Source organism: Sphingobium sp. EM0848, from assembly GCF_013375555.1.
GTDB lineage: Bacteria > Pseudomonadota > Alphaproteobacteria > Sphingomonadales > Sphingomonadaceae > Sphingobium.
On sequence record NZ_JABXWB010000001.1, the window covers coordinates 674,468 to 695,773 of the forward strand.

Sequence of the window (21,306 nt, forward strand, 5' to 3'; positions counted from 1 at the left end):
GCCATGACAGCGAAGGATATGCAGCAGATGGGGCCGTTGACCGGATTCAGGATCGTGGAACTGGCAGGCATCGGCCCTGCGCCGATGGCGACGATGATGCTGGCCGACATGGGGGCGGAGGTGATCCGCATCGAACGGCCCGGTGCGCAACCGCTCAGCCAGAAAACCGACGTCAGCCTGCGGGGGAAGAAGTCGGTCGCGCTCGATATCAAGGATACCGCGCATCGCGAAGCTTTGATGCGCATCGTCGATGAGGCCGACGCCCTGATCGACCCCTATCGTCCCGGCGTGTGCGAAAAGCTGGGCATCGGTCCCGAAGCTTGTCTCGCGCGCAATCCACGCCTCGTTTTCGCGAGGATGACCGGATGGGGGCAGGAAGGCCCGCTTGCCCAGTCCGCCGGCCATGACATCAACTATATTGCGCTGTCCGGCGCGTTGCGCGCTTTTGCCAGGAAGGGGGAACGGCCGCTCGCACCGCTCAATCTGGTCGGCGACATGGGCGGTGGCGGCATGCTGGCGGCCATGGGCATATTGGCGGCGATGTTGGAGGCGCAGCGTTCGGGTGCGGGACAGGTCGTCGACTGCGCGATGGTGGATGGCGCCGCGCAGCAGCTCTGGTTGATGCACAGCCTGCGCGCAGGCGGCGCCTGGATCGATGAGCCTGAATCCAATCTGCTGGATGGCGGCGCCTATTTCTATGACAGCTTCACCTGCGCGGATGGCAAATATGTCGCCATCGGCGCTATCGAGCCTCAGTTTCACCGCCAGTTGATCGAGCGGCTTGGCCTCGATCCCGCTCAGTTCGATCAAAGCGACCGCGACGGCTGGCCGCGCCAGAAGGAATTGATCGCGGAGCGCATTGCGATGAAGAGCCGCGACGAATGGGCCGCGATCATGGAGGGTTCGGACGCCTGCCTGGCGCCCATTCTGGATTTTGAGGAATCCTTCGCCCATCCGGCGAATGTGGCGCGAAATGTGTTCGTGGAGGTCGATGGGGTCATGCAGGCCGCGCCAGCGCCGCGCTTTTCCCGCACGCCATCCCATATTGCGCACGGCTCCCGCCCGATTGGTGCCGACAGCGTCCAAGTGCTTCGTTCGATAGGATATGACGACCGGGCGATCGCTGCGCTCGGCATTGACCCCTTACAGGACTGACATCGCCCTTTTGGGGCAAATCGACCATCATGACGATAGAGTGAGACGATGGACTTCACACTGAACGACGATCAACAATCCCTGCAGGAAGCCGCCCGCAATTTCGCGCGCAACGAATTGCCCGATATCGCGCGCGATCTGGAGAACCGAAATGCGCCGCCATCGCAGGAGTTGATCCGGCGCTATGCTGAGCAGGGCTTTCTGGGCGTCAATGTCGCGCCTGAATATGGGGGCCTTGGCCTTGGCAATCTGGAAGCTCTCATCGTTGTAGAGGAGTTCGCCAAGATTTCCTCCGCCGTGGCCTTTCCGATCTTCGAATCCTGCGTGGGCCCGGTGCGCGCGATTGAGCATTTCGGCAGCGAAGCGCTCAAGCGCCGTGTGATTCCGAAAGTGTGTAGAGGCGAGATCGTCGTTGCTGTCTCCATGTCGGAACCCGATGCGGGCAGCGCGTTGACGGACCTCAAGACGCGGGCGGAGATTCGTGGCGACGAAGTGGTGTTGAACGGCACGAAACGTTGGTGCTCGGGTGGCGGCCATGCCGACGGCTATGTGGTTTATTGCCGCATGTCCGACGATCCCGGCGCCAAGGGGATCGGCGCGGTCTATGTGGAAAAGGACGCGCCGGGCCTGACATTCGGGCCGAATGAGACGCTGATGGGATTTCGCGGCGTTCCTTCCAGCGACCTGTATTTCGACGATGCCCACGTGCCGCGCGAAAACATCATTGTTCCGGCCGGCGGCTTCCGCAAATTGATGGAAGCCTTCGATCTGGAACGCTGCGGCAATGCGACCATGTCGCTTGGCCAGGCATCGGGCGCGCTGGAGGATGTGCTGGCCTATGTCCAGGAACGCCGGCAGTTCGGAAAGCCGATCGTGGATTTCCAGGCCGTGCAGTTGCGCCTTGCGGAAATGCAGATGCGCGTCGATGCGGCTCGCCTGCTGATCTATCGCGCGGCGGCCAATTCGGAAAAGGGCCTGCCGTCGGTGCTGGAATCGTCGCTCGCCAAATGTTTCGCCAATGAAATTTCGCGCGAGGTGACGGGCCATGCGGTGCAGTTGATGGGCGCTTATGGCTATTCCAGCGAGTTTCCGATGGAACGGCGGTTGCGCGATGCCTGGGGTTGGGGGATCGCGGGCGGCGCTATCGACATACAAAAGACGAATATTACGAGCGCCATGATCGGTCGGCGTTTCGATCAGCGCGGCTGAACGCAATGTCCGGCCGCAGCGCGTAAATGATGCGACAACAAAAAGGGGGGAGCGCGCGTCTCCAAGCCCGATGAGTTCATCGGGCTCGGAGTCCCTCAACTTATGCCGAAGCCGCCATCGACACGGAGCTCCGCGCCGGTGACATAGCTGCTTTCGTCGGACAGCAGGTACAGCGCCGCGCCGACGATTTCCCGTGTCGCGGCCGTCCGGCCGAGGGGCACCATTTGCGCGCCCATCGCCAGGCCTTGTCCCCCCGATGCGTCATGCAGCAATTTCGTGTCGAAAAAGCCTGGATGGATCACATTGACCCGGATATTGCCCGGGGCAAGTTCTGCCGAAGCGGAACGCGACATGCCGACAATCGCGCCTTTCGTCGCCCCATAGACGGCCTGTTGTGGGATAGCCTTGACGAAACTGACGGAACCGATGTTGATGATCGAACCGCCACCCGCGGCTCGCATCGGCCCGACGACATGCTTCATTCCCAGCAAAGGACCCAGCTGGTTGACGCGGAACACGGCTTCGGCCGTATCCGCGCTGATATTCTCTATGGCGGACAGTTCCGGACGGCCGGCATTGTTGACCAGCGATGTGATGGCGCCGAAGCGTTCCAGCGTGCCGCTGACAACCCGCTCCCAATCGCGTTCATCCGCCACGTCCATCGGCATGTAGATGGCACGGTCGTCCAGCGACGCGGCGATTGACCGGCCCGCCGCGCCGTCCCTGCCGCCGATGACGACCCGCGCGCCTTCCGCCACGCATGCACGCGCAATCGCTTCGCCCATGCCACGCGTGCCGCCGGTTACGATGACGACCTTGTCAGCCAGCCGGGACATGGTTCAGCACCTGCCGCCGATGGAGGCGAGATGATCGGTGCGCAATTCCGGCAATTGAGACACGCATTCTTCCGCTAGCAGGAAGCGATTGCGGCTGCGGTCGAAGAAATTCTCCTCATCCTCCTCGAACGCCTGTTTCAGGGCAGGCTCCGTCAGCAGGAGCATCGCCTCCTCGAAAGAGGCCCGGTCGTCATACCACATCTCGGTAATGACATCGAATTCCGGTTCGACCAGCTGGCCCGTGAACGGTTCGCGATAGGCCTCCAGATAGGTGCGGCTGTAACGGCGCAACTGCGGCACATAACGGGCCATCTGGCTGTGACGATTTTCATAATAGTCCCGGAAATCCTGCATCGACATGCCCGACTTGCGTTTGAACAGTCCTATGGTCTTGAACATCGATGCTCTCCTGGGCTTCCGGTGGGCGAGCCCGGCTTTGCCGGGGCCCGCAGCCAGCGATGGCGGTGCGGAACAAATCGACCGCATTTCGCGAGGATTGTCGACTGGCCGTTCAGTTCGACTTCCATTCATCATGCAGGTGATTTCGGCATGCGGACTTTGACGAAGCATCAAAGGCGGGCGGATAAACGCGCCGTTGCAGCATATCAGATGAAATTCGAAGGAGAAGGTCATGACGCGCATAAGCACCGTGGACAGTCCAGACCATCCGGTCGCGAACGTTCTGGACCATGTCGATGCCGTGCTGTCCCATCGGCCCGACGCGCTCGCCGCCATGAAGGGGCTGGCCGAAAAGATCCTGACGACCGGGACATTGCCGGGGCGCCTCATGGAACTGGTCCGCCTGCGCATCGGCTTTCACAATCAGTGCCGGACCTGCATGGCCGTCCGCTATCAGCCCGAAGATGTGGTGACGGAGGATCTGGTCTGCTCGCTCGAACGGCCGGAGGAGGCGGATGATCTGACGGATCAGGAGCGTGCGGCGCTGCGTTTCGCCGACCTGCTGGCCGTCAATCATTTCGGGATCGACGACAGGGCATATGACGAGTTGCGGCGCTATTTCAGCGATGGCGAGATCGTCGAACTGGGCATGTATTGCGCCTATTGCGTCGGTTTCGGCCGCTTCTTCGCAACGCTCAAGGTCACGGAAATGCTGGTCGACACCTTCCGGGTACCCGGCGACGGTGAACGGGTCACGCCTTGGGGCCATGACCGGGTCGAGCGCCCTCTGGGCTGAGGGCGCTGGCCCGGCTTCAGCGCGGCGGCGGAATCTGGCCCTTGCGGGGGCCGAGATAGCCGAACAGATAGCTGGCGACCTTTCGCATCTGGATTTCCTCAGACCCTTCCGTGATGCGATAGCGGCGATGGTGGCGATAGATATGCTCGAAGGGCTTGTGGCGTGAATAGCCGATGCCGCCATGCACCTGCATGGCCCGGTCCGCCGCCTCGCAGCAGAGGCGGTTTGCCCAATAATTGCACATGCTGACCTTGTCGGAGATGCGCTTTTCCACTTCGGGATGCGGCATCTGGTCCATTTCCCAGGCGGTCTTGCGGATCAACAGGCGCAGCATCTCGATCTGCGTCGCCAGTTCGACCAGCGGCCACTGGATCGCCTGGTTGCGGGCCAGTTCCTCGCCGAACGGCTTGCGCGCGCGGGCATAGCGCACAGATTCCTCGACGCAATAGGCCGCGGCGCCCAGAGAGGAGGCGGCCTGCCTGATACGGTTTTCGTGCACGAATGCCTGGGCCAGCGCCAGGCCGCGATCAGGCGGACCGAAGATGCAGCTGTCGTCGACCCACAGGTTCGAAAAGCTGACACGGGGATGATCGGTCGGCATGTTGAACGTCCAGAGATATTCCTCGACCGTGATGCCCGGCGTGTCGGTGGGGACAAGAAAGGCGGTTATACCTTTCGCATCGCCATCGTCGCCAGCGGTCCTGGCGAAGATGATGACATGCGTCGCGGTGTGCATGCCCGTGGTCCACATCTTGCCGCCGTCGATGCGCCATCCGGCCTTGCCTTCGCGCATTTCCGGAACGGCGCGCGTTTCCATGTGCGTCGCGTCAGAACCATGATCGGGCTCGGTCAGGCCGAACGCCAGGAACAGCTTGCGATCCAATATTCCGGGGATGAAGACGTCCTTTTGCTCAGCCGATCCGAAATCGCGCAGCATGATAACAGACGGGAAATTGCCAACGATTGAATGTTCGTTCTGAAGGTCGTTGTGCAAACCCAGCCCGCGGGCGGCCAGATGCTCGCGGATGACCGTCATCCAGAGGTTCGACCCATTGCTGCCGCCATATTCGCCGGGCAGGGCGAAGCGCAGGAAGCCTGCCTTGTCGGCGCGCCGCTTGGCCTCTTCCAGCAGTTCCTCCCACTCATGGCGGGGCAGGCCACCCTCCTCGAAATTCGTCCGTGCCCATTCCCGACGGTGATCGAAGAAGCGGATATTGTCGTCGGCTTCTTCGAGAGGCTTGATCTCGCTTTCGATGAAGGCGTCGATCTTCGCGAGATATTGAGTCAGTTCATCGGGAAGTGAGAAATCCATACCATACCTCTCCATCAGTCTTTGTCGTCGGACAATGTCCGCAAGGTGGGATAGTTGGGCTGGTCGACACGGATCTTCTCCAGCGTCGTTTCCCAAAGATGCGCTGCAACCTGCGCGTTCATGCCGTCGGCACCCTTTTCGCGCAGCTGGACGCAAAGCGCCTCGTTCAACATTTCCAGATCGCCGTCCATTCCCAGCAGAGCCTGAAGACGGGCGCGTTCTCTGGTTTCGCTCGCAATGCCCAGCGATAATTCGCGCTGGACGAGGCCCAGCGCGTTGATCGCGACGCGGACCTCGAACTGTTTGCGGGCGGGCAGATGTTCGATCACGCTGCGCAGGGTGGCAATGACGGCGGTCAGGAAGTTGTCAGGACCGGGGCGATCAAGCATCGGCTATGCCTCCGTCCAGCGAGCGTCGAACATCCAGCGCCACCAAAAGGTCCAGTTCCGTTTCGGATGCGCGTCGCGCGATTACATGGCGCTCCAGCGAGCGATCCACGCCGTCCAGCACCCATTGCCCCATATCAGCGCACATTCCCCCCCATCGCAGTAATGAAACGATGCTCCAGAAACGAAACCGTGCCGGGTCGATGCGGCGCCCCGATGCGGCGGTATAGGCGTTTTCAAGGTCAGCGAATTGCCCGATCCCGCCAACCGGCTTGTCGAGGGCGCCGAACCGCCAGCTTGGCATGCAGAGCCAGGCAAGATCCTCGACCGGATCGCCGACATGACAGACCTCCCAGTCGAGCACGCCGATGATGGAGTCAGGCCCGAGCATCAGGTTACCGGTGCGAAAATCGCCGTGAACCAGTGTCGGCTGACCGACCGGCGGCGGCATGTTGTCGGCCAGCCACCGGAACGCATATTCGAACACGGGCCGCCGGATCGATGTCTGGCGATAGCGGCTTTCCAGATCGGCGACCATCGCGGCCGGTTGTTGCAGCGGAAGGCCAAGATTCTGCCAGTCGAGGGCGTGAATTTCGGCGAGGATATGTCCGGCGTTTCGGGCATAGGCTTCACGGGCCGAGGCATGATGGGGATCGCGCATGATCCGCTGGGGAAGCGCTTCGCCCGCGATGAAGGTCATGACCAGGGCGGTGCCGATTCCGTCTTCCGGTGCGAATATGTGCCGGATCTGCGGGACGGGCACCTGCGCCTTGTTGACATGGGCGATGAGCGCCGCCTCGCGCAGCAGGCCGATACCGCGGCCGTCGGCGCTCCTGTCGTCGGGTTCGCGCCGCAGGATCAGCTTTTCGCTATGGCCGTTGCCAGATACGTCGAAAAGCCAGGTTTCCATGCTCGCGCCGCCGGACAATTGCCGCAGCCCCTCAATGGCGCCCCCGCCCGGGGCAAGCCGTTCTGCCTTCGCCGACAAGGTCGCAAGAATTTTCGCGCTGTCCATCAGTCGTTCCCGCAGCTGGATGCGATGCGCCGGGGAAGCATCAAAGTGCGGCTGAGACGGCGTATGGTCATTATCTGATGAACAGGCTGGCCAGCCATATCTTCTCTCCTTCTCTTCCGCTTCGTCGTCGGCTCGGACCGCTCTTGCAGGAAAGGCTATACAGCGCGTGCCTGCAACAGCACGCAAATAGATCATCACGGATGTAATGCCTTGGGGTCCGGAAGATCAGGCATCATTCATCTGATGGCTTGACCAGCGGTGGCGATTTTCGCTGCGGATCGTTCCGTCTTCGATAGAGAATGGGCCTGTCCGCCAAAGGAGCGGACCGCAAGCCGATCCGTGTGATCAAGGAGAGCCGACGTGGATGAACTGCTTCTTCGCGCCCCGTTCGAGCTGCGCGAATATCGCACGATGATGAGCGCCTATCCCACTGGCGTATCCGACGTGACAGCGACGGACGATGAGGGGCGGCGTCGGGCGATGGTGGTTGGATCGCTGACCTCCATCTCGCTTTCGCCCCCGTTGATCGGCTTCTTCCCCGATAAGATGTCGACCAGCTGGCCGCCCATCGGCCGGGCAGGGCGCTTCTGCGTCAACATTCTGGGCACGCATCAGCTGGACCTGTGCGATCGGTTCGCCGTCAGGGCGGAGGACAAGTTCGCGGGCCTCGTTCACGGCTTTTCTCCCTCCGGCCAGCCGTTGCTGGACGAGGTCGTTGCCTGGATGGACTGCGCAATCGACCGGGTGATCGAGATTGGGGACCATTGGCTCGTCGTGGGTGCGGTGGAGGCCATGGGCCGATCCGGTGACAGAGACGCGCTGCTGTTCCATCGGGGAAGCTATGTCGGTGTCGCCGGGAAGGAGGCTCGCTGATATGCCGAGATTGCCGGTTATCGACGGCGATAGCTTACCGGCAGATGCTCGATGGCGCGGAACATCCAGTTGGGGGCGTAGTTCACCGACGACCCCGGCTGCACACGCATGTCGCACACAGTGTCGAGCAAGGCGCGGAAGCCCCAATATAGTTCGCGCCTAGCCAGATAGGACCCAAGGCAGGCGTGGGCGCCTGAGCCGAAGGATAGATGCGTCGCGGCATTGCCCCGTTCCAGATCCACCGATGCCGGGCAGGCGAACTGGCCATCGTCCCGATTTGCGGCTGCCACGCGCAGGGCGACCAGCGCGCCCTGCGGAATGGTCAAGCCATGCAGCGAAATGTCGCGTTTCGCCAGCCGATATAAGCCGACCGCCGGGCCTTCCAGTCGCAGCACTTCCTCGGCAAAGCCGCGCCGCAGGTTGTCAGGGCCGCTGGCAAGCCGATCCTGAAGCGCGCCGTCCTGACACAGCAGATAAATGCCGCTCGACAAGGCCTTGGACGTTTGTTTCTTCCCCGGCCATGAACAGGTCCAGCATGACATGCATCAGAATCTGGGCATCGGTCATGCGCGTGCCGCTGGGCAGGTCAGCGTTCACGAATGCGCTGAGGATCGTGTCATCGGGATGGGCGCGTTTGGATTCGATGAGCGCCATGAAATAATGCTGGGCTGCGATTTCCTTCTTGGCTCCGGCGATCTCCTCCTCTTCCGTTCCCACGAAGCCCAGATTGGCGACCATCGCGTCCAAAGCGTCCTTGATGACCGGCAGGGCGTCGGTTGACGCACCCAGCAGTCTGAAGATGATGCGAAATGACATTTATTCGTAATATTGCGATACCATTTCAGCTTGACCCCGATCCGCTATCGTCCTGGCCAGAGCATAGGCGATGTCCTTGATGTCATCCTCTTTCTCGCGAATCCTGCCGGCGCGCAGAAAGCTTTCGAACAGGCGGCGCCTTTCGCGATATTCCTGGCCCTCATAATGGCCGATCGCGCGTTCGCGCGGCCAGCCTTCGTCAATGAACAGCTGGCGGATTCGCGCCGCCCGTTCAGGATCGGGATCGCCACGCAGCCGTTCGCCGACATGTTCGGATGTGAGCGCCGTGGCGTCGCTTAACAGGGTCCGGCAATCCTCATAGCGGCTGACGACATAGAATCGCGCGACCGGATCGAAATAGACCGGCGCCTCGTTCAACAGATAGTCATGCGCCTGCTGCGGGCAGCGAATGACATCGGCATCCTTGAGAGAAAAGGCCATAGATTATCCTCGTCCTGATATATTATCCGGGGGCATGCCGGTTATCTGCGCGAGATGACGAGATGAAAGGACGCAGGGCCTCTACAGGCAAGATGGGCATTCGATTATTACGGTGGTGATGGACACTGCGGTCATGTGCCCGATTTCTCCCATCATGCATATGATGACTTTTGGCATAGTTTGCTGGCGCGCGCACGGAATGATAATTCTGCTCGACCGTTGCATATATCCGGTTGCCCTCATTCCCCGGAAAGGGGAAGTAGCGCGTCTCCGGCAAGATTGATTCAGATCATAGTCAGAACAGATAGAGGAGAGGCCGTGCTCGATCTTGTCATCAGAAATGGGCTTGTGGTGGATGGCAGCGGGGGGCAGCCCTTTGCTGCGGACGTCGGGATTCGCGATGGCATCATTGTCGAAGTGGGGCGCATCACCGCCGATGCGGTCGAGGAGATAGACGCGCGCGGGCATATCGTCACGCCGGGCTTCGTGGATATCCATACCCACTATGACGGTCAGGTCATCTGGGACACGCATCTGCGCGCATCCTCCGCCCATGGCGTGACCACTGTCGTCACAGGCAATTGCGGGGTCGGCTTCGCTCCGTGCCGCGCGACGGATCGCGAGCGGATGTACGCGTTGATGGAGGGGGTCGAGGATATTCCCGAAGTCGTGATGGCCAAGGGATTGACTTGGGAATGGGAAAGCTTTCCCGAATATCTCGACGCTATCGAACGCCGGCCGCATGACATCGATGTTGCGGCCATGCTGCCGCATTCGCCAATGCGGGTCTATGTGATGGGCGAGCGCGGCGCCAATCGGGAACCGGCAACGGATGACGACATGGCGCGCATGAAGGACATCACGCGCGAGGCGATGGAGGTCGGCGCGCTGGGTTTCGGGACGTCTCGCCTCATTCTCCACCGCACGCGAGAAGGCTCGTTGATTCCGAGTTACGATGCAGGCGCGATGGAGCTCAACGCCATCATGTCGGGCATCAGGGAATCGGGGCGCGGGGTCGTCCAGGCGGTTCTGAACCTGGGCGCGGGCGTTGACTTCGACAAGGAGTTCGGCGTCTTCACGGATATGGTCACCAACGCCGAACGACCTGCTTCCTATTCCCTCGCGCAGACCTGGGACGCACCGGATCTCTGGAAACGGGCGCTCGAATTGACGGAAGAGGCGAATGACAAGGGGCTGGAAGTCCGGGCGCAGGTGATCGGCCGGCCGACCGGGCTGCTTTACGGGCTGGACCTGTCCTTCCACCCTTTCTGCCGGCACCCGTCCTACATGGAAATTGCGGATTTGCCTCTGGCTGAGCGCGTGGCGCGGATGCGCGCGCCGCAACTGCGTGAGCGGATATTGGCCGATGAACAGCGAGCTGACGATGATTTCCCGCTCCTGGCGCTGCTCAACAGGTTCGAATGGATGTTCCCCATGGGCGACCCGCCCATATACGAACCGGCGCCCGAACTCAGCATTGCGGCACAGGCCCAGGCGCAGGGGCGCACGCCCTATGAAGTCGTCTACGATCTGTTGCTGGAGGATGATGGACAAGCCATTATTTTCCAGGCCGTCGCCAATTATGTCGAAGGCAATCTGAACGTCGTGCGGGAAATGCTGTCGAACCGGCACACCTTGTTGGGCCTGGGCGATGGCGGTGCGCATTACGGGGTCATTTCGGATTCCAGCTATCCGACCTTCATGCTGACCTATTGGGGGCGGGATAGAAAAGACAGTGTCCTAAGCGTCCAGGAAATCGTGCGCAAACTTACCGCCGATCCGGCCCATGCGGTCGGACTTCACGATCGCGGCCACATTGCGGCAGGGTATAAGGCGGACCTGAATGTTATCGATTTCGACAAACTTCGGCTGGCGCCGCCGCAGGTTCATCACGATTTGCCGGCGGGCGGCAAACGGTTGATGCAGGGGGCGAGGGGCTTTCGTGCCACCATTGTCAGTGGCGTGATTATCCAGCGCGACGGAGAGGCGACGGATGCGCTTCCAGGCCGTCTTGTACGCGGGGCGCAGCCGGTTCCGGCATAATAGCGGCCGAACAATTTCCGGATAACCGGAAATCGTTCAGGACTTTTGCGTTAATTCCGTACAAAAATCCCGAATAATTTCGGTTTCCTATCCCGTCCGGAGAGAGGCTATGAAAATATTTGTCCAACGTACTCATAATTAATTATATATATCCTATACATGATGATATTTGAAATATCATACAATTATATTGTACGTAACATTATTAATTGTAATATTATTAATATAAATATTATATAGGAGAGTGCGTTGACTGGGGGTTATCAGGGGAGTGAGTTGAAACTGGTCTTGTGCGGCTTTGCATTGATGATGCCGTGCGAAGCCTTTGCGCAGGGTGTCGATGAAATCATCGTGACTGCGCAGCGTCGCGAACAGGCTTTGCAGGATGTCCCGGTCTCTGTTTCGGTGGCGACTGGCGCAAGCCTGGCAAGGCAAGGCGTCATTTCGCTGGCGGAACTCAGCGCGCGATTGCCGAACCTGCGTATCGTTCAGGGGTCGTCGGCGGATCAGTTGCACATCCGCGGCACGGGGTCCGGCTATAATGGCGGTTTCGAGCAATCCGTCGCAACCTTCGTGGACGGCGTCTATCGCAGCCGCGCCCGCTCCACGCGCCTTGCGCTGTTCGACATTGAGCGCGTCGAAGTGCTGAAGGGGCCGCAGACGACCTTTTTCGGCGCCAATGCCATCGCTGGCGCACTCAACATCACCACCAAGCATCCGGGCGATCGTTTCGAACTCAACGCGCTGAGCCTCTACGCGCCGAGCGATGGGGAATATAATGCCGAACTGGGGGTGACCGTGCCGGTGTCGGGCAACTTGAGCCTACGCGCGGCCGGCCGGTTCTCCGGCATGGACGGCTATGTGAATTTCGACCGCGACGTCGATGGTCCGCATCTCAATGACCGGCAGGGACGGGTATCACTTGTCTGGAAACCCGGCGACAGAGTCGAAATCTTCGCGCGGTTTGATGTCGCGCGGATGCGCGACCGGGGCGCATTCCCTATGGAAATCTATGGCTGTCCGCCAAAGGGGCTGCCCGCGACGGGCATTTGCGCGGCCGCGATTGCGCAGTTCGGACCCATTGACGACAAGATTGACTATCATTCCGATGGTGCTTTTTCTGGCCGGTTCAACCTCAACATGCGGGAGGGGTTGATTAACAGCCGGATCGAATTCGAAGACTTTGATCTTATCCTGTCGACTGCCTATATCGACCAGAACCTTCGTGCTATCGTGGATACAGCACCATTCCCCGGATTGACTGTGACCGGAACCGGGACAAGAGTGCCGGTCAATACAGGTGAGGACTATCAGCAGTTCAGCCAGGAAATCCGACTGCAATCAACCGCCGATGGTCCGTTGCAATATATGATCGGCGCCTATTACGAACATGGCGATCTTTTTACGGACACTTATACGGGCCTTTACCTGGCCAATCTTGCCGCGGCGGCTCCGGCGTTTTTCCCTAATAAGACACCTATCGCGATTGACTGGGACTTTCACCAGAAGTCAGAAACGATGTCGGGCTTTGCGTCGCTGACCTACAATCTGACGGATGCCTTGAGCATCAGCGGCGGCCTGCGCTATTCCCGGGTGAGGAAAACGGCGAGCAGAAGTGCGCGAATGGGAACGGGCGGCCACCTGTTCGTGACGCCCGAAGATTTTGTGGAGGCGCCTGAAGCGGCGCAGATCCTGCTGGCTCGCGCCGCGGCTGTCAATCGCTCGCCCTTCGCGGTGCCGCGGCGGGTGGATTCGGAATGGATGCCCAGTGTCAATCTGCGCTATGAATTTTCTCGCGATGTCATGGCCTATGCCTCCTTCTCGAAAGGGTTCAAGGCGGGCGGTTATGGCTTCGTGTCGCCGGACACCTTTGAACCGGAAACGGTCAAGGCCTATGAGGTGGGTCTAAAGGCCTATTGGTTTGGTCGTCAGTTGCTGACCAATATTGCCCTGTTCCGCAGCGACTATGACAATCTTCAGGAATCGCAGAACATCACCACCGCCGCCGGCATCCCATCGCTGGTCATCGGCAATGCCGCGAAATCGCGGGCCGAGGGCGTCGAGTTTTCCGGGCAATGGAAGGTGAGTTCCGCGCTCAATCTATTTACGGAAGTCGCTTATCTTGATTCGAAATATGTGAGTTTCCCGAACGCGTCCTGCAATCCCATCCAGGCGGCTGGGCAGACTTCCTGCGTCCAGGACCTGTCGGGCCGGCCGCGACCATTCGCATCGAAATGGTCGGGCAGTGCAGGAGCCGACGTGACTCTTCCTCTCGGCCGCGGCCTGCAATTCGAAACGGGTGCGGTTGCCTATTTCACAAGCAGTTTCTATTCGCAATCCGTCCTTGGCGCGCCCGTTCGTCAGCCGAGTTACGGAAAGCTCGATCTTCGCGCCGCGCTGGGCTCGCCCGAGGGCAACTGGAAGTTTTCGATCATTGCGAAGAATGTCCTGAACCAGAAGACGGCATCATTCAGAAACTACGCATCGGGAACATCGGGCACGGGAAGCGTTATTGCGGATCGGCCCCGGTCGATCGCGCTTCAGCTCAGCTATTCCATGTGATGATGCACGCGAGCGCGATGAGGGTAACCGAACAGTCATTCACGATATCAGCCAACTGCACGCGGGGTTGATCCGTATTTCGCCGCCAGCCCGGGCAGAATGTATCCCATAAGGCGAACGAAGGAGAGTTAGGATGGATTTTCCAGTTATTTCCGCCGATTCCCATGTGACCGAACCGCCCAATACCTATGTCGACTATGCCGATCCGGATTTTCGTGACCGAGCACCTCGTCTTGCGGAGGAAGAGGAAGGGGTAGCCTTTGACATTGAAGGCATGGGCAAGTTCCGCATCGCCGTCGCCGCCGGCGCTGGTGTTCCGCCCGAACAGCGAACCGAACGCTTGAAGAACATGTCGGATTTGCACCGCAGCGGATGGGATGCCAGCTATCGTCTGGCCGATCAGGCAAAAGACGGCGTGGCGGCCGAAATCATCTATCCGACCGTGGGTATGATCCTGTGCAATCACCCCGACATCGATTTCAAGGTGGGCTGCTTCAACGCCTATAATCGCTGGATCGCCGAATATTGCGCCTTTGCGCCCAATCGGCTGCTGGGCGTTGGTCAGACTGCAATGCGCACGCCGCAGGAAGGAATCCGCGATATCGAAGCCATCAAGGCTGCCGGGCTGCGCGGGATTATGATGCCGGGCGTGCCCGGCGTCGAGGACTATGATTCGCCGATCTATGACGATTTCTGGGCGGCTGCCGTTGAAAATGACATTCCGCTCGCTTTTCACATCCTCGCCGTTGGCGGCCATGAGTTCAAATATCGCGGTGAGAAGGTCAATATCTTTTCGATGGTCCTGCGGGGCGTGCAGGATGTCATTGGAATGATGATCTTTGGCGGTGTGTTCGAACGCCATCCCAAGCTAAAGATCGTTTGCGTCGAGGGCGACGCCGGATGGCTACCGCATTGGGGTCATCGCCTGGATAGGGCGTATGTCGAACATCGCCATCATCTTGGCAGTCGTGGACTAACCAAGATGCCCTCGGAGTATTTTTTCGAGAACATCTATTTTACGTTTCAGGACGATCCCATCGCGTTCCGCTGTGCGGACATGATGAACTGGAAACGGCTTATGTGGGCGAATGATTTCCCCCATTCGGACGCGACATGGCCGAACAGCCAGAAAATATTGGAAGAACACACACGCTGCGTGACCGAAGAACAGAAGCGTGCCATTCTTTGCGATAATGCAGCAGATCTTTACAAGATAGATCTCACGACTTTTGATAAGATGCTTGCCGCATAGTCGCATTCGTAGACGACATAATATCTCGTGTGACCGGGTTCAGGACAGATCTGACAACTTGTCCTGCCACGTCTGAAGCACAGCAATCCGTACTTCCCAAACCTGCAAGCATGGTCCGTTCCTATTGAAACGGACCATGCTTCTATTCCTTTTTTCCCAAGTCGTCCGGCGACCGGATTCCCGGAAATGTTTCGACAGGATTGCCGATCCTAAAATTTATGACGCAATTCCAACGTATAGGTTCTCGGATCACCCGGAATTAAAGTATTGACCTGATAGATTTCGCCGACCTGAAGGCCGCCGGTATAATATACTTTGTTGAACACATTCTTGATGTTGCCGGTAAGCGACCAGCCCGCTGCCTGGTCTTCTATGCCCGCGCGGAAATTGGCGAGCGTATATGGCGCCATTCGCGTGCCCGCCGAATTTGCCGAACGCGGGGAAGTGAAGCTTTCGGACTGATGGTACACATCGCCATGCATGATCAGGGCCAATCCGCTATCCATCAGGGGCACATTCACGTCCGCGAAAATCGAAGCGCTATATTTAGGCGTGTTCGGTACACGGTCATATAATACGGACGTGCCAAGGAGCGTCACATTGCCATCGGTAAATTCTGCCTTGGTAGAATTGAAGTCACCCCCAAGAGTCAGCCATTTCAGCGCTCGGATCTGCGCCTCGAGTTCGGCTCCGTAAGTGCGTGCCTTGGGAACGTTGACGGTCAATGCGGCCGGACCGCTGTTGACCAGCGCGAATCCCGCACGCTGGCTGTTGACAATCCAGTCGTGGAACAGGGCAAGACTGGCGCGGGCGGGACGTCCGCCGATGCGTCCATTGAACTTGGCGCCGACCTCTATGTCAGTCACTCGCTCCGCTTCATAGCTGTCGCCGCCGATCTGGGCACTGCCCACTATAGGAGCAACAGCGGCGTTGAAACCGCCGCTCTTATATGCCCGGCGGCTGTTGGCATAGATCAGGAGATTAGGGTCGGCCTGATATTGCACGCCAAGAGTCCAGCTGAAATTCTCGAAGGTCCGACGCTGGTCGTAGTCGAAACCGGGGGGTGCCGGCTCGCCGAGCGCGACCCGAAAGGAATCTGCGGGCTCGACATGCTTGGCGGAGGTTTCGCGGGTGTAGCGTCCTCCGGCCGTCAGTGCAATGCCGCTGTCCCCCAGATGATAGGTGCCCTGTGCATAGCCGGCATAGGTGCGATTGGTGTTTTTCGCGGCATTGCGCTGCTGGACGCCGCCGAAGACGACGTCGAAGAAGGTCGAAGTCTGATCGAAATATGACGATTCATAGGAGTAATATCCACCGACGACATAATCCAGCTGGCCACTGAAAGCCTTGCCGAGCAGCTGGATCTCCTCCGAGAACTGCTTGATATCATTGATCTGCGGAAAGGCCTCGGATCCAGTGACCGACAAACCGTAGGGCGTACCATCCGAGTCTGTAGAGGATTTCGATTTAACGTTTATATAGCCGATGATGTTCTTGATCTCGATATCATTCGCGATTTCGAACTTAGTCGTGTTGGTGACGATCACGTTGCGCGAACGGTAAAAATTCGTACCGTCCAAAGCAACGGCAAATGGACCTCGCACCTTTTGGTCGGCAAGTATTTGGGAGATCCCACCTGAAGGATGGGCGGGATTTGCGAAGTAAGCGTCGTAGAAGCCCGCAAACATCGGATTGACCGGCGGGCAGGTGCCCGGAAACCGGACGAATGCCTGAACTGTGCACTGCCCGGTGAGAGTTGCAATCGGATTGGCCGTGCCGGCGTAAAGAAATTGCGTTGGCACGAATGGGGCGCCTGTCCCCGTGAAGGGCATCAGTCCAGAAATGACGGCTTCGGTATTTTCACTGTCGATTTGGGTATAATCGACGACGAGTTCGTTGGTGATAACCGGACCGAGATGGGCAGTCAGGCTGGGACGGAAACCATAGCTTTCCTGATCGCCTTCACGTCCGCCGGTCAGGAGGTTGTGCTGAAAGCCATCGCGACCTCTATAATATCCGGCAACACGGAGTATCAGCTGATCGGTTGACAGGGGCAGATTGACCGCACCTGCGATCTTGTATTGATCGTAGTTGCCGTAAAGCGCGCTGGCATAGCCGCCAAAATCGTCCGTAGGCTTCTGGCTGGCGTAGAGCAGGGCGCCGCCTGTCGCGCTCCGGCCGAAAAGAGTGCCCTGCGGCCCCTTCAGCACCTGGATTGACGCGAGATCGTAGAAGGTTGTGGCACCGGCGAGGGAACTGATCTGTACTTCGTTGATATAGGGAAGGACACCGGGCCGGCTGTTGCTGAAGGGATCCTGCGACTGACCGCGCAGCGAGAAATAGAGCTGGTTGGACGACACGCCGCCTCGAACCTGCAAGCCAGGTGTTGCCTGGCGCAGATCATATTCGGACACGATATTCGCCTTGGCCAAGGTTTCGCTGGAAACCACGGCAACAGCGACCGGAGTGCGCGACAGGCTTTCGTCACGCCGCCGCGCCGTCACGATAATATCGTCAGCATTGCCGCCTGCCGGAGAACCCGTTGCGGCTGCACTGGGGGAATTATCGGCAGAAGCTTGGCTTGCAGCTTGCTCCTGCGCCACCGCCGTTCCGTTCCATGAGGCCAGGCACACTGACGCGAGCAAGGCGATTTTTATGTCTGGACGCATTATCCTCTCCCTCCTTCTTCTATCATGGCGCTACTTCCGGTCGCTTCGCGAGCGGGCGCAATATCGACTGGCATTCGATTTGTCAGCGGAGGGAGGGAGGAACAATCGTTCTAGATGACAAAATCATATGCTTCCAATTACACGCGGATATTCCGGGCAATCGCTATGTTCGGTGGCTTCCGCCCACCTTATGCCAGAAAGGCTGGAATCATGAAATTCTTGACCCAGGCGGCGCGTTGCCCGTCGTCGGTGGCCAGCACATTCGGGTGCGTCAGTAGCCAGAATTGCTGATATGCGATCCAGCGCACGGCGCCGGGAAGGTCCAGATCCGATCGCACGATCTTTGCATTGCGATAGCGTTCCAGGATCGGAATCCAGATCGCTTCCAGCGCGGCAATAAGGTTGGGCGCGTTCAAGGTCAGTTCCGCCATATAAGGCGCGACCCTGGGATCGAGCGCCTCATCGAACAGGGGGAATGACCTGGCTGCCTTAAGCTGCGCCATGAAGAGCTCGGCCAAATTGGCGGCGGATGGCGCGCGCACCGCAGCCGCGCGCATCGCATCCGGGTGTAACTGCTCGATATGGCGCACATAGACGCCGACAAGCAGATCGTCCTTGCTGCGGAAATGTTTGTAGACGGTCTGCCGTGCAATGCCCGCCGCACGGGCAACGTCTTCCATTCCGAATTTGGCGATGGTGAATCGTTGAATCACCGGCAATGCGGCCTGAAGGATCCGATCACGCATCTGTGTTGGAAGCGCCGGGACGTTCCCCGTCGCTTCCAGAGCACATCGATCGGCGAGAGAAAGAAACGGCCGGCTCATCGATGGACAAGAATCTCTTGCGCGCGGGATTCGAACTTCTTCATTTCGCGGATGACGTCATCGGGATCGGCGACCTCTGTTTCGCCCTTGCGCAGTTTGGTGGCTGCCCCGAAGGCGTCGAGTGCGCGTAATGCCTTTTCCCTGTCATCTCGGGAAAAGAGACGCGACATCCAATCATATGTCGCGACGAAAGGGCGCGCCGCAGGCACGAGATACCGCAACCGGTTATTTGGTATTGCGAGCTGTTCGCAAATATCGTCTCCCGCCCAGGCCCGCATCAGGCCATAAGTAAGCCGCTTCTTCTGTGTGACAGTCATATGTCTGGCGATGAAAGCAGGAATAACTTCATACCCTTCGATTTCTTCCTCACACATATAGTCGCTCAGTGCCTTCATCAAGGCCCGACAACCTTCATCGGCGGGATGCTCCAGCAGCCGGATCAACTCCGACTTGGCCTGCAAATCCCGCCAATCGGAAAAGTTGGCCGCCTCGGGAATGCCCATAATGTGCCCGATATAACGCCACAGGGCGGTGATGTCCTCCACTTCCTGTGCGCTCAAGCCAACGCCGACCTTGCGGAGGGCATTCACCACCGCCTCGCAAAACAGGCAACCCATGGTGTAGACGGAGTCGGTGTTGCTGACGACCATTCCCCAGTCCGCCCAATCCCAGTGCGGACTGCGCGAGAGGTGGTAGCGAACGGCGGCATGGATCCACCGCACGTTCATTGTCATCCTGAACCCATCACCGTTGCGGCGCATGCCGTCGGGCTTGGAGGAGTTGGCCGCCCAGCGCAGCGTTTCAACGAGACGTTGCCCCGCTTGGTTACGTTCGATCAGGCGGCGGCTCAACACCAACGGTCGCGATCCACCATAGGTACGGAAGCCCGCGCCGATTGCGCCATATGCCAGCGTCATGACCACCAGCTTGCCCGCGCGCCAATAGGCGATGCTTCCCCTCTGGAGTTGCTCCCAATCGACCCATGAAGGCGGTTGATCGACATCCTTGAAGAGTGCCACCAGCTCGACCGGAGGATTTTCCACCGATTCGATCCCGTGGTTGACCACTTGCTCGAAAATCCCCTTGGCGCGGGCGGCGCCGCCTTCTCCCTCGACCAAGGCTTTATAGGCAGCATAGCCGAGCTCATCGCCTGTCTTATAATCTTCCACCATGACCTCAACCGCTTGCCTGCCGAAGCGAGTCACCGCCTGGTCGTAGTTGACCGTCCGCCCGAGCGAGCGTCCGGGGCTCAGGTCGGCGGGAACATCGAGCCCGGCAGGCCGGGGCATCACGAACGCATCCATCAGGTCATCCTTCTTCCATTGACCTCGGTAATCGAGGCGTGATGACAGAATACGGTAGTTGTCGTCTGACTCCAAGAGTAAATATGCGTGCATGATTTAACGTCGGAAGCCGCTTGAACATTCCGCGTCGGTCGGCGGCGGCCCATTTTTTTGTCAGTCAGGGCTGTTGTTGGACAAGGCCTCTGTTCCGTACTGCTGTTCATCGAGATGTTGGGCAGAATGGGAGAGGCGACAGATGTTGCCACGCGAATTCACTGAAGAGCAGCAGCAATTCCGCGAATCTTATCGTCGTTTCCTGGCGACGGAGATTGTTCCGCACATGGAAGCTTGGCGCGAGGAAGGACTTGTGGACCGCTCGGCTTTCCGCAAGGCCGGCGAGCAAGGTCTGCTGATGGTCTGGCCGGACGAGAAATATGGCGGTATCGGCGATACCGATTTTCGGTTCGAGCAGATTATCATCGAAGAAAACGCCTATGCGCGAACCAGCGATTGGTATTGCACACTGCATTCACGGCTTGCCGCGCCCTATTTCACGCGCTTCGGCAGCCAGGAGCTGATTGATCGCTTCTTCCCCGATTTCGTCGGCGGTAAGAAGATTCTGGCCATCGCCATGTCCGAGCCGGCGGCAGGCAGCGACCTTGCCGGCATAAAGACCCGCGCGGTGGACAAGGGGGATCATTGGCTCCTCAATGGGGCGAAAACCTATATTTCCAATGGCATCAATGCCGACGTTGTCATCGTCGCCGCGAAGACCGGAGGTCCGGAGGAACGGCACAATATGACGCTGTTCGTGGTCGAACGCGGCATGGATGGTTTTGAACGTGGACGCAAGCTCAAGAAGATGGGCAAGATGGCCCAGGATACCGCGGAACTCTATTTCAACGATGTAAGGGTTCCGAAGGAAAATGTCTTGGGTGAAGTCGGCAAAGGCTTCAAGCATCTCATGCACGGTCTGGCCGAAGAGCGGCTGATCGGTTCCACGGGTTACCTTTCGACCGCTCAACTGTCGTGGGATCTCACCCGCGATTTCGTCAGGGATCGCAAGGTCTTTGGTCAACCGCTTTCGGACATGCAGAACACGCAGTTCAAAATGGCCGAAATGCGCGCACGGCTCGACATTGCGCAAATCTATGTCGACCAGTGCGTGAGATCGTTCAACGCCGGCGCCTTGTCCAGCGAGGATGCGGCGCGCGCCAAGCTGACCACCAGTGAACTGGCGGTGGATGCAGCCGACCTTGGCGTGCAGCTTCACGGCGGCGCGGGATATATGGATGAATATCCCATCAGTCGTCAGTTCACCGATGCGCGCATCGCCACGATTTATGCCGGCAGCTCTGAAATCATGAAGCTGATCATCAGTCGCCAGTGTCTTTCGGACGGATATATGCCGTTTAACACACGTAATTTTTAATAA

The 21,306-nt window shown here is 59.0% G+C and carries 19 protein-coding genes; 8 read left to right on the top strand and 11 right to left on the bottom strand.

Going from position 1 to position 21,306, the window contains the following annotated elements; translation table 11 throughout:
* Window positions 1-3: 3 nt before the first annotated feature.
* Together HUK73_RS03205 and HUK73_RS03210 are read left to right on the top strand one after the other, a co-directional pair.
* Entirely contained in the window at window positions 4-1,155 is a 1,152-nt protein-coding gene (locus tag HUK73_RS03205) for a CaiB/BaiF CoA-transferase family protein (RefSeq protein ID WP_304413750.1), read from the top strand.
* 48 nt (window positions 1,156-1,203) lie between these two features.
* On the top strand, window positions 1,204-2,364 hold the full coding sequence (locus tag HUK73_RS03210) for an acyl-CoA dehydrogenase family protein (RefSeq protein ID WP_176590613.1): 1,161 nt from the start codon (window positions 1,204-1,206) through the stop codon (window positions 2,362-2,364).
* 95 nt (window positions 2,365-2,459) lie between these two features.
* Here the strand turns inward: HUK73_RS03210 and HUK73_RS03215 are convergent, their stop codons facing one another.
* Window positions 2,460-3,200: an SDR family NAD(P)-dependent oxidoreductase gene (locus tag HUK73_RS03215; protein ID WP_176590614.1), complete on the bottom strand. Its 741-nt coding sequence runs from the start codon at window positions 3,198-3,200 to the stop codon at window positions 2,460-2,462.
* A 3-nt stretch (window positions 3,201-3,203) separates the two neighbouring features.
* Window positions 3,204-3,599 (bottom strand): EthD domain-containing protein, encoded by a 396-nt coding sequence (locus tag HUK73_RS03220; RefSeq protein WP_176590615.1) that lies wholly within the window; start codon window positions 3,597-3,599, stop codon window positions 3,204-3,206.
* Window positions 3,600-3,831: 232 nt separating this feature from the next.
* On the opposite strand from HUK73_RS03220, the gene HUK73_RS03225 reads away from it, so the two are divergent.
* A complete protein-coding gene (locus tag HUK73_RS03225) occupies window positions 3,832-4,395 on the top strand; it encodes a carboxymuconolactone decarboxylase family protein (RefSeq protein WP_176590616.1) in 564 nt (187 codons plus the stop codon).
* A 16-nt stretch (window positions 4,396-4,411) separates the two neighbouring features.
* Here HUK73_RS03225 and HUK73_RS03230 read toward each other — a convergent pair whose 3' ends face one another.
* Genes HUK73_RS03230 through HUK73_RS03240 form a run of 3 tightly spaced genes read right to left on the bottom strand, consistent with a single transcriptional unit; the run spans window position 4,412 to window position 7,108 of the window.
* On the bottom strand, window positions 4,412-5,707 hold the full coding sequence (locus HUK73_RS03230; protein ID WP_176590617.1) for an acyl-CoA dehydrogenase family protein: 1,296 nt from the start codon (window positions 5,705-5,707) through the stop codon (window positions 4,412-4,414).
* A 14-nt stretch (window positions 5,708-5,721) separates the two neighbouring features.
* Window positions 5,722-6,096 (bottom strand): DUF6285 domain-containing protein, encoded by a 375-nt coding sequence (locus HUK73_RS03235; RefSeq protein ID WP_176590618.1) that lies wholly within the window; start codon window positions 6,094-6,096, stop codon window positions 5,722-5,724.
* Window positions 6,089-7,108, bottom strand: a complete 1,020-nt coding sequence (locus HUK73_RS03240; RefSeq protein ID WP_176590619.1) for a phosphotransferase family protein — start codon at window positions 7,106-7,108, stop codon at window positions 6,089-6,091. The genes HUK73_RS03235 and HUK73_RS03240 overlap by 8 nt, the downstream gene beginning before the upstream one ends.
* A 360-nt stretch (window positions 7,109-7,468) precedes the next feature.
* On the opposite strand from HUK73_RS03240, the gene HUK73_RS03245 reads away from it, so the two are divergent.
* Complete coding sequence (locus HUK73_RS03245; RefSeq protein ID WP_369805424.1) at window positions 7,469-7,981, top strand: flavin reductase family protein; 513 nt, start codon at window positions 7,469-7,471, stop codon at window positions 7,979-7,981.
* Between the two features lie 17 nt (window positions 7,982-7,998).
* Here HUK73_RS03245 and HUK73_RS03250 read toward each other — a convergent pair whose 3' ends face one another.
* Genes HUK73_RS03250 through HUK73_RS03260 form a run of 3 tightly spaced genes read right to left on the bottom strand, consistent with a single transcriptional unit; the run spans window position 7,999 to window position 9,238 of the window.
* Window positions 7,999-8,472 carry a cytochrome P450 gene (locus HUK73_RS03250; protein WP_176590620.1) on the bottom strand — a complete coding sequence of 158 codons (474 nt, stop codon included), beginning with the start codon at window positions 8,470-8,472 and terminating at the stop codon, window positions 7,999-8,001.
* Window positions 8,405-8,797, bottom strand: a complete 393-nt coding sequence (locus HUK73_RS03255) for a hypothetical protein (protein WP_176590621.1) — start codon at window positions 8,795-8,797, stop codon at window positions 8,405-8,407. The genes HUK73_RS03250 and HUK73_RS03255 overlap by 68 nt, the downstream gene beginning before the upstream one ends.
* Window positions 8,798-9,238: a hypothetical protein gene (locus tag HUK73_RS03260; RefSeq protein WP_176590622.1), complete on the bottom strand. Its 441-nt coding sequence runs from the start codon at window positions 9,236-9,238 to the stop codon at window positions 8,798-8,800. It abuts the gene before it with no gap.
* A 318-nt stretch (window positions 9,239-9,556) separates the two neighbouring features.
* Between HUK73_RS03260 and HUK73_RS03265 the strand changes: the two genes are divergently transcribed.
* The 3 genes from HUK73_RS03265 to HUK73_RS03275 all read left to right on the top strand — a co-directional run bounded on the left by HUK73_RS03265 (window position 9,557) and on the right by HUK73_RS03275 (window position 15,095).
* A complete protein-coding gene (locus tag HUK73_RS03265) occupies window positions 9,557-11,281 on the top strand; it encodes an amidohydrolase family protein (RefSeq protein WP_176590623.1) in 1,725 nt (574 codons plus the stop codon).
* Between the two features lie 249 nt (window positions 11,282-11,530).
* Complete coding sequence (locus HUK73_RS03270) at window positions 11,531-13,843, top strand: TonB-dependent receptor (protein ID WP_176590624.1); 2,313 nt, start codon at window positions 11,531-11,533, stop codon at window positions 13,841-13,843.
* Window positions 13,844-14,117: 274 nt separating this feature from the next.
* Window positions 14,118-15,095 carry an amidohydrolase family protein gene (locus HUK73_RS03275; RefSeq protein ID WP_218036414.1) on the top strand — a complete coding sequence of 326 codons (978 nt, stop codon included), beginning with the start codon at window positions 14,118-14,120 and terminating at the stop codon, window positions 15,093-15,095.
* A 209-nt stretch (window positions 15,096-15,304) separates the two neighbouring features.
* Here the strand turns inward: HUK73_RS03275 and HUK73_RS03280 are convergent, their stop codons facing one another.
* The 3 genes from HUK73_RS03280 to HUK73_RS03290 form a co-directional block, all read right to left on the bottom strand.
* Window positions 15,305-17,764 carry a TonB-dependent receptor gene (locus tag HUK73_RS03280; RefSeq protein ID WP_176590626.1) on the bottom strand — a complete coding sequence of 820 codons (2,460 nt, stop codon included), beginning with the start codon at window positions 17,762-17,764 and terminating at the stop codon, window positions 15,305-15,307.
* 188 nt (window positions 17,765-17,952) lie between these two features.
* The gene (locus HUK73_RS03285; RefSeq protein ID WP_176590627.1) at window positions 17,953-18,510 is read right to left on the bottom strand and encodes a TetR/AcrR family transcriptional regulator; all 558 of its coding nucleotides are present in this window, start codon (window positions 18,508-18,510) and stop codon (window positions 17,953-17,955) included.
* 74 nt (window positions 18,511-18,584) lie between these two features.
* Window positions 18,585-19,892 carry an oxygenase MpaB family protein gene (locus tag HUK73_RS03290; RefSeq protein WP_176590628.1) on the bottom strand — a complete coding sequence of 436 codons (1,308 nt, stop codon included), beginning with the start codon at window positions 19,890-19,892 and terminating at the stop codon, window positions 18,585-18,587.
* Window positions 19,893-20,061: 169 nt separating this feature from the next.
* On the opposite strand from HUK73_RS03290, the gene HUK73_RS03295 reads away from it, so the two are divergent.
* Entirely contained in the window at window positions 20,062-21,303 is a 1,242-nt protein-coding gene (locus HUK73_RS03295) for an acyl-CoA dehydrogenase family protein (protein WP_255326177.1), read from the top strand.
* Window positions 21,304-21,306 lie beyond the last annotated feature (3 nt).

What these genes read in the sequence shown, in the direction of transcription:
- HUK73_RS03290 (WP_176590628.1), bottom strand. Translation starts at nt 19,892, where the DNA reads ATGGATGCGTTCGTGATGCCCCGGCCTGCCGGGCTCGATGTTCCCGCC.
- HUK73_RS03275 (WP_218036414.1), top strand. Translation starts at nt 14,118, where the DNA reads ATGGGCAAGTTCCGCATCGCCGTCGCCGCCGGCGCTGGTGTTCCGCCC.
- HUK73_RS03255 (WP_176590621.1), bottom strand. Translation starts at nt 8,797, where the DNA reads ATGTCATTTCGCATCATCTTCAGACTGCTGGGTGCGTCAACCGACGCC.
- HUK73_RS03235 (WP_176590618.1), bottom strand. Translation starts at nt 6,096, where the DNA reads ATGCTTGATCGCCCCGGTCCTGACAACTTCCTGACCGCCGTCATTGCC.
- HUK73_RS03280 (WP_176590626.1), bottom strand. Translation starts at nt 17,764, where the DNA reads ATGCGTCCAGACATAAAAATCGCCTTGCTCGCGTCAGTGTGCCTGGCC.
- HUK73_RS03230 (WP_176590617.1), bottom strand. Translation starts at nt 5,707, where the DNA reads ATGGATTTCTCACTTCCCGATGAACTGACTCAATATCTCGCGAAGATC.
- HUK73_RS03285 (WP_176590627.1), bottom strand. Translation starts at nt 18,510, where the DNA reads ATGCGTGATCGGATCCTTCAGGCCGCATTGCCGGTGATTCAACGATTC.
- HUK73_RS03260 (WP_176590622.1), bottom strand. Translation starts at nt 9,238, where the DNA reads ATGGCCTTTTCTCTCAAGGATGCCGATGTCATTCGCTGCCCGCAGCAG.
- HUK73_RS03225 (WP_176590616.1), top strand. Translation starts at nt 3,832, where the DNA reads ATGACGCGCATAAGCACCGTGGACAGTCCAGACCATCCGGTCGCGAAC.
- HUK73_RS03205 (WP_304413750.1), top strand. Translation starts at nt 4, where the DNA reads ATGACAGCGAAGGATATGCAGCAGATGGGGCCGTTGACCGGATTCAGG.
- HUK73_RS03220 (WP_176590615.1), bottom strand. Translation starts at nt 3,599, where the DNA reads ATGTTCAAGACCATAGGACTGTTCAAACGCAAGTCGGGCATGTCGATG.
- HUK73_RS03210 (WP_176590613.1), top strand. Translation starts at nt 1,204, where the DNA reads ATGGACTTCACACTGAACGACGATCAACAATCCCTGCAGGAAGCCGCC.
- HUK73_RS03240 (WP_176590619.1), bottom strand. Translation starts at nt 7,108, where the DNA reads ATGGACAGCGCGAAAATTCTTGCGACCTTGTCGGCGAAGGCAGAACGG.
- HUK73_RS03215 (WP_176590614.1), bottom strand. Translation starts at nt 3,200, where the DNA reads ATGTCCCGGCTGGCTGACAAGGTCGTCATCGTAACCGGCGGCACGCGT.